The organism is Escherichia sp. MOD1-EC6021 (assembly GCF_002965245.1).
In the GTDB taxonomy this organism is placed as follows: Bacteria; Pseudomonadota; Gammaproteobacteria; order Enterobacterales; family Enterobacteriaceae; genus Escherichia; species Escherichia coli_F.
In genome coordinates, this window is record NZ_PTRU01000009.1 from 122,230 (window position 1) to 137,044 (window position 14,815).

General features: G+C 52.5%; 16 protein-coding genes. 4 read left to right on the forward strand and 12 right to left on the reverse strand.

What is annotated here, in order from left to right; genetic code table 11:
• Positions 1-173 precede the first annotated feature (173 nt).
• From BEB54_RS12705 to livK, 6 genes are all read right to left on the reverse strand, one after another.
• Positions 174-920 (reverse strand): tetratricopeptide repeat protein, encoded by a 747-nt coding sequence (locus BEB54_RS12705; RefSeq protein ID WP_105277436.1) that lies wholly within the window; start codon positions 918-920, stop codon positions 174-176.
• Between the two features lie 118 nt (positions 921-1,038).
• Positions 1,039-1,752, reverse strand: coding sequence for a high-affinity branched-chain amino acid ABC transporter ATP-binding protein LivF (livF, locus tag BEB54_RS12710; protein WP_000416895.1), 714 nt, complete (start codon positions 1,750-1,752; stop codon positions 1,039-1,041).
• A 1-nt stretch (position 1,753) separates the two neighbouring features.
• On the reverse strand, positions 1,754-2,521 hold the full coding sequence (livG, locus tag BEB54_RS12715; RefSeq protein WP_105277435.1) for a high-affinity branched-chain amino acid ABC transporter ATP-binding protein LivG: 768 nt from the start codon (positions 2,519-2,521) through the stop codon (positions 1,754-1,756).
• Complete coding sequence (livM, locus tag BEB54_RS12720; protein WP_001539986.1) at positions 2,518-3,795, reverse strand: branched chain amino acid ABC transporter permease LivM; 1,278 nt, start codon at positions 3,793-3,795, stop codon at positions 2,518-2,520. Before livM ends, livG begins: the two co-directional genes overlap by 4 nt.
• On the reverse strand, positions 3,792-4,718 hold the full coding sequence (livH, locus tag BEB54_RS12725; RefSeq protein WP_001295097.1) for a high-affinity branched-chain amino acid ABC transporter permease LivH: 927 nt from the start codon (positions 4,716-4,718) through the stop codon (positions 3,792-3,794). Before livH ends, livM begins: the two co-directional genes overlap by 4 nt.
• Positions 4,719-4,765: 47 nt before the next feature.
• Positions 4,766-5,875, reverse strand: coding sequence for a high-affinity branched-chain amino acid ABC transporter substrate-binding protein LivK (gene livK, locus BEB54_RS12730; RefSeq protein ID WP_088542095.1), 1,110 nt, complete (start codon positions 5,873-5,875; stop codon positions 4,766-4,768).
• Positions 5,876-6,298: 423 nt separating this feature from the next.
• Here livK and panM point away from each other — a divergent pair, with 423 nt between their 5' ends.
• Complete coding sequence (panM, locus tag BEB54_RS12735; RefSeq protein ID WP_000778764.1) at positions 6,299-6,682, forward strand: aspartate 1-decarboxylase autocleavage activator PanM; 384 nt, start codon at positions 6,299-6,301, stop codon at positions 6,680-6,682.
• Positions 6,683-6,882: 200 nt separating this feature from the next.
• On the opposite strand, the gene livJ is transcribed toward panM, so the two are convergent.
• The 5 genes from livJ to ftsY all read right to left on the reverse strand — a co-directional run bounded on the left by livJ (position 6,883) and on the right by ftsY (position 12,617).
• Positions 6,883-7,986, reverse strand: coding sequence for a branched chain amino acid ABC transporter substrate-binding protein LivJ (livJ, locus tag BEB54_RS12740; RefSeq protein WP_001021996.1), 1,104 nt, complete (start codon positions 7,984-7,986; stop codon positions 6,883-6,885).
• A gap of 271 nt (positions 7,987-8,257) precedes the next feature.
• Positions 8,258-9,112, reverse strand: a complete 855-nt coding sequence (gene rpoH / locus BEB54_RS12750) for an RNA polymerase sigma factor RpoH (protein WP_000130217.1) — start codon at positions 9,110-9,112, stop codon at positions 8,258-8,260.
• Positions 9,113-9,356: 244 nt separating this feature from the next.
• Positions 9,357-10,415, reverse strand: a complete 1,059-nt coding sequence (gene ftsX / locus BEB54_RS12755; protein WP_001042007.1) for a permease-like cell division protein FtsX — start codon at positions 10,413-10,415, stop codon at positions 9,357-9,359.
• Positions 10,408-11,076 (reverse strand): cell division ATP-binding protein FtsE, encoded by a 669-nt coding sequence (ftsE, locus tag BEB54_RS12760; protein ID WP_000617723.1) that lies wholly within the window; start codon positions 11,074-11,076, stop codon positions 10,408-10,410. The genes ftsX and ftsE overlap by 8 nt, the downstream gene beginning before the upstream one ends.
• Positions 11,077-11,078: 2 nt before the next feature.
• The gene (ftsY, locus tag BEB54_RS12765; RefSeq protein WP_001040621.1) at positions 11,079-12,617 is read right to left on the reverse strand and encodes a signal recognition particle-docking protein FtsY; all 1,539 of its coding nucleotides are present in this window, start codon (positions 12,615-12,617) and stop codon (positions 11,079-11,081) included.
• 149 nt (positions 12,618-12,766) lie between these two features.
• Here ftsY and rsmD point away from each other — a divergent pair, with 149 nt between their 5' ends.
• Both rsmD and BEB54_RS12775 read left to right on the forward strand, forming a co-directional pair.
• Positions 12,767-13,363 carry a 16S rRNA (guanine(966)-N(2))-methyltransferase gene (gene rsmD / locus BEB54_RS12770; RefSeq protein ID WP_000743195.1) on the forward strand — a complete coding sequence of 199 codons (597 nt, stop codon included), beginning with the start codon at positions 12,767-12,769 and terminating at the stop codon, positions 13,361-13,363.
• The gene (locus BEB54_RS12775) at positions 13,353-13,622 is read left to right on the forward strand and encodes a DUF1145 family protein (RefSeq protein ID WP_001353621.1); all 270 of its coding nucleotides are present in this window, start codon (positions 13,353-13,355) and stop codon (positions 13,620-13,622) included. Before rsmD ends, BEB54_RS12775 begins: the two co-directional genes overlap by 11 nt.
• A 2-nt stretch (positions 13,623-13,624) precedes the next feature.
• Here BEB54_RS12775 and BEB54_RS12780 read toward each other — a convergent pair whose 3' ends face one another.
• On the reverse strand, positions 13,625-13,984 hold the full coding sequence (locus BEB54_RS12780; protein WP_000042869.1) for a DUF2500 domain-containing protein: 360 nt from the start codon (positions 13,982-13,984) through the stop codon (positions 13,625-13,627).
• Positions 13,985-14,124: 140 nt separating this feature from the next.
• On the opposite strand from BEB54_RS12780, the gene BEB54_RS12785 reads away from it, so the two are divergent.
• Positions 14,125-14,751: a lysoplasmalogenase gene (locus BEB54_RS12785; protein ID WP_000964718.1), complete on the forward strand. Its 627-nt coding sequence runs from the start codon at positions 14,125-14,127 to the stop codon at positions 14,749-14,751.
• The last annotated feature ends 64 nt before the right edge of the window (positions 14,752-14,815 follow it).

Genomic DNA, 14,815 nt, shown 5'->3' on the forward strand with positions numbered 1-14,815 from the left:
CGAGAATGCACTGAAAAGAGGCGATTAACGGCCAGCTAATCGCCAGAACCCCTTACCATGAAGAGCAAAAATGGCAGCAAATTCTGCGTCCAGTTTTGCTGCCCGATGAGAGCTACATTTTTCAATTTTAACAAAAGATTGCCGCGACACTGGTCTAACGGCAAAGAAGATTTTCATTGCACCACACTCTGCTTCAGCCGTTCATTGGCGGTCTTAATCCATTCCCGGTGGTGTTTTCTATAATGAGGTCTTGAGCGTTTAGCCGTATCAACTACAGCAACATACTGCTCGTTGGCTTCACGTAACCGACTCATTTTCGCCAACATTTCCGCATAGTAAATACGTGCCTGCGGGCCGGGGTAATAAGAAACAAGCACCTCAAACTCGCTTTCCGCATCAGCGTATTTTTCTTGTGCGGCTAACGCTCTGGCAAATAACAAATGCCCGTCTGCCGACTGAAAATCGGGGTTATAACGCATCACATCTTCCAGCGTCTGCTGACAGGCGGTGAACTCCTGAATAGCAAATTGCGCCTGCGCCAGGCTTAACATCATTACCGCTTCATGGGCGAAAATTCCGCTTAACGCCTGCTGATAATGGGGAACGGCTTCGTGATAACGCCCAAGGCGCGCCAGTTCGTTAGCTAACGCATAATGGTTTTGATTGGTCTCGGCAATCGCCAGCTCTTCGGTTAATTTGTGCAGGTGGCGTTCCGGGCTGATTTTGTCCTGCAGGCGCATCAGCAAAGTACGCCCGTGACGGTCAGCGCCCGTTTCAGGCAGCATAACCATGACGAAATACGCCACGCAGCCAATCACCGGAAAACAGAAGATAATAAAAATCCAGTATCGCTCTTGTCCGGAGCGATAAGCGTGAATACAGCAAAGCAGTTCAAGCATGACGACAACGGCATAATGCATGGGAGGGAACCTTTCCGTGGCAAATAAGTGGTCTGGTTTTAATCCTCCCGGTCAGTTGAAACAAGTCTGTATACGGACGAAGAACCCGGCAGAAGCTGGCTGCCGGGTATTCGATAATTTACCCGCCTAAATACGCACTTCTCACCGCTTCGTTTGCCAGCAGCGCATCGCCGGTATCGGAGAGCACCACATGACCGTTTTCCAGCACGTAGCCGCGATCAGCGAGCTTCAGCGCCTGGTTGGCGTTCTGCTCGACGAGGAAGATGGTCATCCCCTGCTCGCGCAGCTGCTCGATGGTGTCGAAAATTTGCTGGATGATAATCGGCGCAAGACCGAGCGATGGCTCATCAAGCAGTAGCAAACGCGGGTTACTCATCAAAGCGCGACCAATCGCCAGCATCTGCTGTTCACCGCCAGACATAGTGCCCGCTCGCTGAACACGGCGCTCATGCAGACGTGGAAACAGTTCATACACCCACTTTATGCGTTCCTGGAACTGGTCACGTTCAGCAAAAAAACCGCCCATCGCCAGGTTCTCTTCCACCGTCATCCGCGAGAAGACGCGGCGTCCTTCCGGGACAATCGCCACCGCTTCGCGCATGATTTTCGCCGTCTGCCAGTCGGTAATGTCTTTATCATCAAACACAATTCGCCCGCTGGTGGCACGCGGGTCGCCGCATAATGTGCCGAGCAAGGTGGTTTTCCCCGCCCCGTTAGCGCCAATGAGGGTGACAATCTCGCCCTGATTGATATGCAGGCTCACCTCATGCAGCGCCTGGATTTTGCCGTAGTGGGCGCTGACTTTGTCAAAGGACAACATGACTTTTTCCATCTTATGCCTCACCTAAATAGGCACGGATCACGTCCGGGTTATTACGGATTTGCTCCGGTGTACCGTTTGCCAGCGGCGTCCCCTGATTGACCACGTAAATTCTGTCTGAAATCCCCATCACCAGCTTCATATCGTGTTCAATCAACAAGATAGTGGTGTTGTGATGGTTACGCAGTTCGGCAATCAGCTCATCCAGCTCTTTCGTCTCTTTCGGGTTAAGACCTGCTGCCGGTTCGTCGAGCATTAAAATCTCCGGTTGCGTCACCATACAGCGGGCAATCTCCAGACGGCGCTGGTCACCATAGGCCAGGTTACTCGCCTGACGGTTGGCATGTTCCAACAAACCAATGCGCTCAAGCCAGGTAGCGGCGCGGTCGAGCGCTTCGCTCTGGGCGCGACGGAAAGAGGGTGTTTTCAACAGGCCGGAGAACAGCCCGGTTTTCAGTTGCTGATGCTGTGCCACCAGCAGGTTTTCAATCACCGTCATTTCACGGAACAGACGTACATGCTGGAAGGTGCGCACCACGCCCATGCGGGCGATATGCTGGCCGGGCAAACCTTCCAGATGCTGATCGCGCAGTAAAATAGTGCCGCCGGTGGGTTTGTAGAAACCGGTCAGGCAGTTAAAAACCGTGGTTTTTCCGGCACCGTTAGGGCCGATTAACGAGACGATCTCCTGCGGGTACAGTTCAAGATTGACGTTATTCACCGCCAGCAGGCCGCCGAAGCGCATCATCAGGCCGTTAACAGATAATAATGGCTGACTCATGCCTGCTCTCCTTTCGCTGCGCCGTTTTTCAGCTTGAGTTGCGGGCGCGTCATGGGCAGCAAGCCCTGCGGACGCCAGATCATCATCAGCACCATCAAACCACCGAGCATTAACATGCTGTATTCGTTGAAATCACGCATCAACTCGCGCGATACCACCAGCAAAACAGCCGCCAGAATCACTGCAAATTGCGAGCCCATACCGCCGAGCACCACTATCGCCAGCACAAACGCCGATTCGGCAAAGGTGAAAGATTCCGGGCTGACAAATCCCTGACGCGCCGCGAACAGCGTTCCGGCAAAACCGGCAAACGCGGCACTGATGGTAAAAGCGGTCAGCTTGATACGACGCGGACTTAAGCCCAGCGAACGACAGGCGATTTCATCTTCACGCAACGCTTCCCACGCGCGGCCCAGCGGCATTCGCAGTAAGCGGTTAATGACAAACAGGCTTAACACCACCAACAGTAATGCCACCAGGTAGAGGAAGATGACGCGATCGGACGGGTCGTATTTCAGGCCAAAGAAATTGCTGAACGTATCCCAGCCGCCTTCGCGGGCGGTGCGACTGAACTCGAGTCCGAAGAGAGTCGGTTTCGGGATCTGACTGATTCCGTTCGGACCGCCGGTGATTTCCGTGTTATTGAGCAGCAATATGCGCACAATTTCGCCGAAACCGAGAGTAACGATCGCCAGATAGTCGCCACGTAAACGCAACACCGGGAAGCCGAGCAGGAAGCCCGCCGCCGCCGCCATCAACCCGGCAATCGGCAGACAGGTCCAGAAGCCCAGACCGTAATAGTGATTGAGCAGCGCAAAAGTGTAAGCGCCGATGGCGTAAAAGCCGCCGTATCCCAGCACCAGCAGACCAGAAAGACCAACAACCACGTTCAGCCCGAGACCGAGAATAATGTAGATCATGGTCAGAGTGGCGATATCCACCGTCCCACGCGACACCATAAACGGCCACGCCACCGCAAGCACCAGCAGCGCCACGAGGAACAGTTTCTGCTTCACCGTGGAGCCATCAATCGCGGGCAGAATAAACTTCGGCCCGGAAACGCTTTTTAGCCCTTTCTGAAACGCAGGTCGCACAAGCTGGAAGAAAAAGACCACCGCAGTGCCAATAAACACCCACTGCCATCGGATGTCTGAAGCCGTATCGACCACCAGTTTGGTGCCGTCCAGCTCCAGTTGCACACCCATAAAGACGCCCGCGAGAACAAAGAACATGGCGGCAGAGAGCAGCGCCATTGCAATATGCATCGGTTTCATACTTTCTCTACCTCCGGGCGACCCAGAATACCGGTCGGCATCACCAGCAGAACCAGAATCAGCAGGGCAAATGAAACCACATCCTTATATTCCGTACTCAGATAGGCAGAAGAGAGCGCTTCCGCAATCCCCAGGATCAGGCCGCCAATCATCGCTCCAGGAATACTGCCAATCCCACCGAGTACCGCAGCGGTAAAGGCTTTCATCCCGGCCATAAAGCCGATGTAGGGGTTAATTACGCCATAGAACTGACCGAGCAACACGCCGGCCACCGCCGCCATCGCCGCGCCAATCACAAAGGTCAGCGCAATCACCCGGTCAGTGTTGATGCCAAGCAGGCTCGCCATTTTCAGATCTTCCGCGCAAGCACGACAGGCGCGCCCCATGCGGGAATAGCGGATGAAAATTGTCAGCGCCAACATGGCGAGGAAGGTAACAATCCAGATCACCGCCTGCATGGTGGTAATAGAGGCAGAGAAGTTTTCACTATGGCCCACAACCCACTGACCGTTAAACAGGCTGGGTAGCGCCACGTCGCGCGAACCTTCGGTCAGGCTGACGTAGTTTTGCAGGAAGATAGACATGCCGATTGCCGAGATGAGCGCAATCAGGCGCTTAGAGTTACGCACCGGGCGGTAAGCCACACGTTCGATACTCCAGCCATAGGCGCTGGCAATGACGATTGCGCCGACGAATCCCGCCGCCACCAGCAGCCAGCCGGTATCAATGCCCAGCATCATCAGTGCGGCGATGATCATAAAGGAGACGTAGCTGCCGATCATATAAACCTCGCCGTGGGCGAAGTTGATCATGCCGATAATGCCGTAAACCATGGTGTAGCCGATGGCTATCAGCGCGTAGGTACTGCCCAGCGTGACGCCGTTAAACATCTGCTGCAAGAAATACAAAAACTGCTCAGACATAAGGTAACCTTTCTAAAACCGCCCGCATTTCACGGGCGGTGGGATGATCACTTGGCTGCCGTCGATGAACCGTCGGCGTGCCACTGGAAGACACCAAAATCAAATCCCTTAAGATCGCCTTTTTCATCCCAGTTCAGCGGCCCAATCACGGTGTTTGCACCGTTAGCTTTTAAATCTTTCACCAGCGCCAGCGGCTCATCGCTGCCGGTACGCTCAAGGGCAGTCGCCAGAGATTGCACCGCCGCGTAGGTGATCCAGACATATGGCCCGGACGGATCTTTCTTGTCTCCTTTCAGCGCATCAACGATGCCTTTGTTTGCCGGGTCCTGGTCATAGCGTTTTGGCATAGTGACCAACATACCTTCGGCGGCATCACCAGCAATGTTCGACAGCGACGCATTACCCACCCCTTCCGGCCCCATAAACTGAGTTTTCAGGCCAACGGAACGGGCCTGGCGCAGCATCTGCCCCATTTCCGGGTAGTAACCGCCGTAGTAAACGAAGTCGATGTTTTCTTTTTTCAGGCGGGCGATCAGCGCGGAGAAATCTTTCTCACCAGCGGTAATACCGTCGAAGAAGACGACGTTGGCATTGGCTGCTTTCAATCCGTCCTGCACCGAACGCGCCAGCCCTTCGCCATACTGTTGTTTGTCGTGAATGATAGCGATGCGCTGGGGCTTCACCGTCTCAAGAATGTATTTTGCCGCTGTTGGCCCCTGGGAAGAGTCCAGCCCGGCAGTACGCATGATGTGTTGATAACCGCGTTGAGTCAGCTCCGGGTTGGTCGCCCCCGGCGAGATCATCAAAATACCTTCATCTTCGTAGATATCTGATGCAGGTTGGGTAGAAGAAGAACACAGATGACCAATAACGTATTTAATGCCGTCGTTAACGATTTTGTTGGCGACCGCAACGGCTTGTTTCGGGTCGCAGGCGTCGTCATATTCCACGCCCACCAGCTTATCGCCTTTAATTCCCCCTTTGGCATTAATGTCTTTAATCGCCTGACGCGCGCCGTTAAATTCCATATCGCCCCACTGGGCAATCGGACCGGACATCGCGCCGACAACGGCAACTTTAATATCGTCGGCCATAGCGGTGTGTGAAATTGTCAGTGCAATCATCCCTGCGATGATAGTTTTCGCATTCCGTTTCATAGTCAAAAATCCCCATTCGTGATGTTGTGTTGCTTTGTTTTTATGTGTTAACAAATCAGACTGTACTTTTTTTATACTGCACTGTTTTTGCCTGTCTGATTAAGGGTTTAGCGCAGTATTTTGTGATAATAGCGATTAAAATCCCTATTTTTCAGTCGATTAAGAACAGATAATATTCTGAATTTATTGATAGATAAACAGAAAAAAGCGCCGTTGTCAGCATAAAATAACGGTACAAAGGGCGGAATAATTCACTACCATTCAGGGGATTATGCTGGACATTTTTCATTCTCTAATGTTTTTAATTTGTAATTATTGCTGTTAAAAAATTAATCACCTGCCAAAAGAAATAAAAAAGAGAAAGCCTCCGATTAAATTATTTCGCTACACTGGTTCCACTTTTGTGATTTACACGGGTTCCCCATGAAGCTGACCATCATTCGATTAGAACACTTTAGCGACCAGGACCGGATTGATCTGCAAAAGATCTGGCCGGAGTACTCCCCTTCCTCTTTACAGGTTGACGATAACCACCGCATCTACGCCGCGCGTTTTAACGAGCGCCTGCTCGCGGCCGTGCGGGTAACCTTAAACGGCACCGAGGGGGCACTGGATTCCCTGCGCGTGCGGGAAGTCACCCGCCGTCGCGGTGTGGGGCAATATCTGCTGGAAGAGGTTTTGCGTAACAATCCTGGCGTTTCAGGCTGGTGGATGGCAGATGCAGGCGTGGAAGATCGCGGCGTGATGACGGCGTTTATGCAGGCGCTGGGGTTTACGGCACAACAGGGCGGCTGGGAGAAGCGTTAATCGTCAAGTTTGATTTCAAAAGTGATGACCAACGAGAAATGGCCTGATGCGCTACGCTTATCAGGCCTACAATGTGTGCTGCAATTTACTGATTTCTTTGGATCTTGTAGGCCGGATAAGGCGTTTACGCCGCATCCGGCATGAAGCATGCGTACTCGATATTAGCAATTTGGCGGCAACCCAAAGTTGCCGATTAATGATTACTTCGCATCGGTCGCCGTGCCGTTGGCGTGCCAGTCAAATACGCCGAACTCAAAGCCTTTCAGATCACCTTTCTCATCCCAGGTCAGCGGCCCCATCACGGTATCCACGGAGTTCGCTTTCAGGTATTTGGCGATTTCAGCCGGATCGTCAGACTGATTCAGGCCCGCCTGCAAAGATTGCAGCGCGGCGTAGGTGGTCCAGACGAACGCGCCGCTTGGGTCCTGTTTTTTCGCTTTGATCGCGTCAACAATTGGTTTGTTCGCCGGAACCTGATCGTAGTTCTTCGGCTTGGTTACCAGCAACCCTTCAGCTGACTCGCCCGCAATGTTAGACAGCGAGACGTTAGCCACGCCTTCCGGCCCCATAAACTGAGTTTTCAGCCCTGCCGCGCGTGCCTGACGCAGGATCTGCCCCATTTCCGGGTGGTAACCACCGTAGTAAACGAAGTCGATATTCTCTTTCTTCAAACGCGCCACCAGCGTTGAGAAATCTTTTTCCCCGGCGGTGATGCCGTCAAAGAACACCACGTTAGCATTGCCTTTCTTCAGGCCGTCCTGCACCGCACGCGCCAGACCTTCGCCGTACTGCTGTTTGTCGTGAACGATAGCAATACGCTGCGGTTTCACTTTCTCAAGAATATATTTCGCCGCCGTCGGCCCCTGGTCGGAATCCAGGCCGGTGGTGCGCAGGATCAGCTGATAGCCACGGGCGGTCAGCTCTGGTGCGGTTGCTGCTGGGGTGATCATTAAAATGCCTTCGTCTTCGTAGATGTCAGACGCTGGCTGCGTTGATGAAGAACAGAGGTGGCCAATGACATATTTAATGCCGTCGTTAACGACTTTGTTCGCCACCGCGACCGCCTGTTTCGGGTCACAGGCATCGTCATATTTTACGATTTGCAGTTTGTTGCCTTTGATACCGCCTTTAGCGTTAATATCCGCAACTGCCTGCTCTGCGCCAGTAAACTCCTGGTCGCCGTACTGGGCCACCGGACCGGACATTGCGCCCACAACCGCGACTTTAATATCTTCTGCCAGAGCCATATTGCTGAATGCCAGCGCGATACATCCTGCCAGTAACGCTTTACCCTTTATATTCATCCTGAGAATCCCCATTCATCTGGTTATTACGTGTGTTGTGATGTTGTTGTTCAGCACTTTATTTCGTTTTATGCATGACTACCCGTGCTTTAGCAGCATACTCTGCTAAAACATACCCGATTTTTATGATATTGGAATAGCTATTTTGACAGTTTATTAACAATCTGCGTGGGGATTGGCGTTTTGTCGGAGGGGGTAATTGATTATTGCAGAGGTCCAAAAAACAAAAACCCCGGACTCTCATCCAGGGTTCTCTGATTAATAGTGGAAATTACGCTTCAATAGCAGCGCGAAGTTTTTTCATCGCGTTCTTTTCCAGCTGGCGCACACGCTCAGCGGAAACACCGTAACGGTCAGCCAGTTCCTGCAACGTGGACTTGTTGTCTTCGTCCAACCAGCGTGCGCGGATAATGTCCTGGCTACGCTCATCCAGGCCCTGCATCGCGTCGGTCAGACGGTTTGCCGCCTGCTCTTCCCAGTTATCATCTTCAATGCCGTCGGCAAAGTTGGACGATTTATCCTGCAGATAAAGCACCGGAGCCATCGGCTGGCTGTCGGAATCGTCATCGGAAGACAGGTCAAAGGTCATGTCCTGTGCCGCCATACGCGATTCCATCTCACGTACGTCTTTGCTGGTTACGCCCAGTTCACGGGCCACCATTTCGACTTCATCCTGATTAAACCAGCCCAGACGCTGCTTGGTTTTACGCAGGTTGAAGAACAGTTTGCGCTGCGCTTTGGTGGTCGCAACTTTGACGATACGCCAGTTGCGCAGAACGTATTCGTGGATCTCTGCTTTGATCCAGTGAACGGCGAAGGAGACCAGGCGCACACCCACTTCCGGGTTAAAACGGCGCACTGCTTTCATCAGGCCGATGTTACCTTCCTGAATCAAATCCGCCTGTGGCAGGCCATAGCCCGCATAATTACGAGCAATATGAACAACAAACCGCAGGTGAGACAGGATCAGCGTTTTTGCTGCTTCCAGATCGCCATGGTAATGCAGCTTTTCAGCCAGCGCCCGCTCCTCGTCAGCCGACAACATCGGCCACGCGTTAGCTGCCCGGATGTAGGAATCCAGGTTGCCAACTGGGGCTAAAGCTAAACTTTGCATTTTGTCAGTCATTCAAATCCTCTCAATCGATATCTTCTGGCGCTTCAGTGGTAGCAACAACTGTGCCAGAGCTTAAGAGCAACGAGGTTATCATTCACTGTTTTATCAGACCGTGATTTTATCCACAAGTTCAATGCAACGCTGTGAATAAATTACGCACAAAATGTGACATAGAGATGAAATACCGGGAAGAGACAACGGGGTCTCTTTCCCTGCTACGGAACCCATTGCAGGGAAAGAGTATAACACGCTTTTATTATTCAGGCGTAAAGTGGCGTAAATGTTGTACCGTGGCAAGCCAGGCTGCCACCCAGCCAATCATCGAACACACCAGCAGCAAAAGCAGACATTCATCGAAAGATAAGCCATTGATATCAAACCTCGTTCCGAAAACCTGTGCCACTTCCGCAACCGCCGAAGACAAACGCAGTACCAGAATCTCTGACAAAATTAATGACAACAATGCGCCAGAAAATCCCAGCAATGCGCCACCGTACAGGAACGGGCGCAGGATGAAACCATCTGTCGCACCAATCAGTTTCTGTACGTTAATGGAGTCACGGCGAGCAAAGATGCTCAGACGCACACTGTTACCGATGACGAGGAACACTGCCGCCACCATCAATACGCCGATCATTGCCGAAACGCGCCCGACCAGCCCGGTCAACGCCGCCAGACGGGCAAACCAGCTGTCATCCATTCGCACTTCGTCAATGCCGTTGATCTGGGTGATACGATCGCGCAAGGTATTCAGTGACTCGGTCCCCTGAAAATCGAGTTTCGGGATTACCACCGCCACTGCCGGAAGCGGGTTTTCCTCCAGCATATCCAGCGCACCACCAAAACCAGACCAGTTACGGAACTCGCCCAGTGCGTCTTCACGAGAAAGATAGTTTACTTTCTCTACGCCTTGCTCGGCCTGCAACTGTGCCACCACACCCGCAGCGGCGTCATCATCCAGCGTTTTTTGCAGATAAACAGTGATTTGCGGTGACGGATAATACTGCGTCGCCGCCTGGTTAACGTTTTTGTACACCATATAACAGACGCTGGGCAGCGTCAGGGAGATGGCGATAACCATCACCGTTAAAAACGTGGCGAACGGTTTACTTTTCAGATCCTGCAATGCGCCGTGGAAGGCATAGCGCACCTGTTCGTTGAAAACGTTGGTTTTGCGATTTACCGGTTTTGGCGAGGATTTCGCCCGTTTTGGCGCGTTACGACCGCCGTCGCCAGAGCCGCCGACCGATTTACGGAAGCGATCCAGACGCCCGCCAAACTGCCGGATATGATTGATTGCATCGCGCTTATTCATGGCCCACGCCTCCATGCAAGTGACCATCGCTCAGGGTGAGCATGCGATAGGAACGCCGCGAAATCAGGTTGATGTCGTGCGTTGCCATCAATACGGTTACCCCAACGCGGTTAAATTCTTCAAACAGACGTAGAATTCCTTCTGACAACGCGTCGTCAAGGTTACCGGTCGGTTCATCCGCCAGCAGTACCGCGGGCTTGTTCACCACCGCGCGGGCAATGCCAACACGCTGTTGTTCACCGCCGGAAAGCTGAATAGGGAAGTTCTTCGCTTTGTCCAGTAGCCCGACTTTATCCAGCGCCGCCGATACACGACGACGAATATCGTCACCGCTGGCACCGGCGATAATCAGGGGTATCGCCACGTTATCGTAGACAGTACGGTCCATCAGTAGATGGTGATCCTGGAAAATCATGCCAATCTGGCGGCGCAGAAACGGAACTTCACGGTTTTTCAGACGCGTGATGTCATGGCCGCTAAACCAGATTTTCCCGGCGCTGGGCCGCTCAATCCCACAGATCAGCTTCAGGAGGGTACTTTTCCCTGCGCCGGAATGACCGGTCAGAAACGCCATCTCACCCGGCTGCATATGGAACGTAACGCCCTGCAGCGCCTGTCTCCCACCGAGATAAGCCTTGCTGACATGTTCAAAGCGAATCATTGTTAATCCTCTCGGGCAAAAAGTGCCTCTATAAAGTCGTCCGCTTTAAACGGACGCAAATCCTCAATACGTTCGCCGACACCAATGTAGCGGATAGGGATACCAAACTGGTCAGCCACCGAGAAAATTACCCCGCCTTTCGCCGTGCCGTCCAGTTTCGTTAGCGTGATGCCGGTTAAGCCAACGGCTTCGTGGAACAGTTTGGCCTGGCTTACTGCATTCTGCCCGGTACTGGCGTCGATAGTCAGCATAACTTCATGCGGAGCTTCAACGTCGAGTTTCTTCATCACGCGGACGATTTTCTTCAACTCTTCCATCAAGTGCGATTTGTTCTGCAGGCGTCCGGCGGTATCGGCAATCAGAACGTCGATGTTACGCGCTTTAGCGGCCTGAATGGCGTCGAAGATAACAGAAGCAGAATCCGCACCGGTATGCTGGGCAATCACCGGAATATTATTACGCTGACCCCAGACCTGAAGCTGTTCAACCGCTGCTGCACGGAAAGTATCGCCCGCCGCCAGCATCACTGATTTACCCTGCTGCTCAAACTGACGCGCCAGCTTACCAATCGTCGTGGTTTTACCCACACCGTTGACGCCCACCATCAGGATCACGAACGGCGTTTTACCTTCAACGTTCAGCGGTTCATCGACTTTCGCCAGAATCTCGCCCATCTCTTCTTTCAGAAGGCCATAGAGCGCCTCGGCATCACGAAGCTGCTTGCGGGTCGCACCTTCTGTCAGATTGGTGATAATTTTACGCGTGGTTTCCACGCCCACATCGGCGATGAGCAATTGCTCTTCCAATTCTTCAAACAGATCATCGTCGATTTTTTTACCGCGGAACAGGCTGATAAATCCGGAACCGAGGTTTTCTTTGGTTTTTAACAGGCTGCGTTTCAGGCGCGCGAAGAAACCTTCTTTGGTCGGTTTTTCCTGCTCCTGAGCGATTTCTTCCACCGGCTGCTCTTCTTCTGCCGGAGGAACCACCATCACCGCCTCTTCTGCCGCTTCGGCAGCCAGCGCCTGTGCTTCCAGCTCTTCGTCGGTGATTTCGTCTTTAGCCGCTTCTTCTTCCGCCGCTTCGACAATCTCTACGGTTTCCGCTTCGGCCTGCCACTCTTCTGGCGAAACCTCTTCGGCTTTGACGTCTTCCGGCAACGGCAGCTCTTCACGCTCGATAGCCACAGGCTCTGGCGTAACTTCAGGTTCAATGACTGACGCTGGCGTTTCTTCAACTATCGTTTCCGGCTCAGTAATAACTTCCGGTTCAGCAACAGCTTCAGGCTGCGCTTTTTCACTTTCAGCAACCTGTTCAGTAACTTCCACAACGTCGGCAGCAAAAGTTTCCGCCTCGGCTTCAGTATGCGCCTGCGGCTGCTCTTCAACGGCTTGTTCAGAAGCCTTCGCAGGCTCTTGCGCCGGAACGATTTCTTCTACAACCGGTTGTTCGTTCTGGACTTCTGTCTCTTTTTCCGGGGTCTGCTCTTTTTGACCAAAGCCCAGCCAGGAAAAAAAGCCACGTTTTTTTTCTTTCGCCATTTGCGACTACACTCCTCGCTGTTGCTTCATGGCACAGCGTTAACGCTATGTACATAGCAGCTAAAAAAATGATGAAATAGTCTATCACTTAACTTAATTCACATCACCGCCTGCAAGTATGTGTTATCTGGCGGATTGAGCAATTTATCATGAAAAAACCGAATCATTCCGGCAGCGGCCAAATCCGCATTATTGGCGGGCAGTGGCGAGGCCGTAAACTCCCGGTTCCTGATAGCCCAGGCCTGCGCCCCACCACCGACCGCGTACGCGAAACGTTGTTTAACTGGCTGGCTCCGGTCATTGTTGACGCCCAATGTCTGGATTGCTTCGCCGGGAGCGGCGCGCTGGGGCTGGAAGCGTTATCGCGCTACGCTGCGGGGGCCACGTTGATTGAGATGGATCGCGCGGTTTCTCAACAGTTAATTAAGAATCTGGCGACACTAAAAGCAGGTAATGCACGCGTGGTGAACAGCAACGCGATGTCATTCCTGGCGCAAAAAGGCACACCGCATAATATCGTTTTTGTCGATCCACCGTTCCGCCGTGGCTTGTTAGAAGAGACGATAAATTTACTGGAAGATAACGGCTGGCTGGCTGACGAAGCCCTGATTTATGTCGAAAGCGAAGTCGAAAACGGGCTCCCCACCGTTCCGGCGAACTGGTCATTACATCGGGAAAAAGTGGCAGGTCAGGTGGCTTACCGCCTGTATCAACGCGAAGCACAAGGAGAAAGTGATGTTGATTAATATTGGACGTTTGTTAATGCTCTGCGTTTGGGGATTTTTAATCCTCAACCTGGTGCATCCCTTCCCGCGTCCGCTGAATATTTTCGTTAACGTGGCGCTGATTTTTACCGTGCTGATGCATGGTATGCAGCTGGCGCTGTTGAAATCCACTTTACCGAAAGATGGCCCGCAGATGACCACCGCCGAAAAGGTGCGGATTTTCCTTTTCGGCGTGTTTGAACTGCTGGTCTGGCAGAAGAAATTTAACGTTAAAAAATAACCTTATTGTTCGCCAACAAAGCTGACAAAGCGCGTTCCTTTATAGCTCAGCGTACCTTTATCGCCCACTGTCAGGGCATGGTACTGCTGGGCGTCGAGGCGAAAGGTCTGTTCCATTCCTCCGCTTTGCGGTTTGAAGCTCGCCTCATAGCGCATGCTGGTACCAGCCGGTGTCACTTCCTGCTGGCGCGAACGGCGATCGTTAATCGGTTTTTCCCGCTTATTGCTCACCACCACCAACTTTTGCTGGAGTGGCGCTATATCATTATCAGCTTTTTCCCGTCGTTGTTGCATAAAACGAAACGATGCGGCGACGATGATTAAGCCAATGATAACAATAAAGAAAAGAGGTGGTTTGCTCATCTTAATCCCTCATCGGAAAATGCGGAAATAAGCATACCCTGCCAGTTATGGTGTTGTCATCCGTCCACCCTCGCCACTAAACTGGAAGCAAGACCGTAGGCATTCCGCTTACGAAAAAATAACGAATTCAAGGAACTAAGATGCTTTGGTCGTTTATCGCTGTCTGTCTTTCCGCATGGCTATCTGTGGATGCATCGTATCGTGGGCCAACCTGGCAACGCTGGGTATTTAAACCATTAACCCTTCTTCTCCTGCTGTTGCTGGCCTGGCAAGCGCCGATGTTCGACGCCATTAGCTATCTGGTGCTGGCGGGGCTGTGCGCCTCACTGCTGGGCGATGCGCTAACCCTGTTGCCACGTCAACGTCTGATGTACGCCATCGGCGCGTTTTTCCTCTCGCACCTGCTTTACACCATCTATTTCGCCAGTCAGATGACGCTCTCTTTCTTCTGGCCTCTGCCACTGGTATTGCTGGTTCTGGGCGCGCTGTTACTGGCGATTATCTGGACGCGTCTGGAAGAGTATCGTTGGCCTATCTGCACGTTTATCGGCATGACGCTGGTGATGGTATGGCTGGCAGGTGAACTGTGGTTCTTCCGTCCAACCGCTCCGGCACTTTCTGCATTTGTCGGCGCTTCGTTGCTGTTTATCAGTAACTTTGTCTGGCTGGGTAGCCACTATCGCCGACGCTTCCGTGCGGATAACGCGATTGCCGCCGCTTGTTATTTTGCCGGACATTTCCTCATCGTCCGCTCGCTGTATCTCTGATAAAACTTGACTCTGGAGTCGACTCCAGAGTGTATCCTTCGGTTAATGAGAAAAAACTTAACCG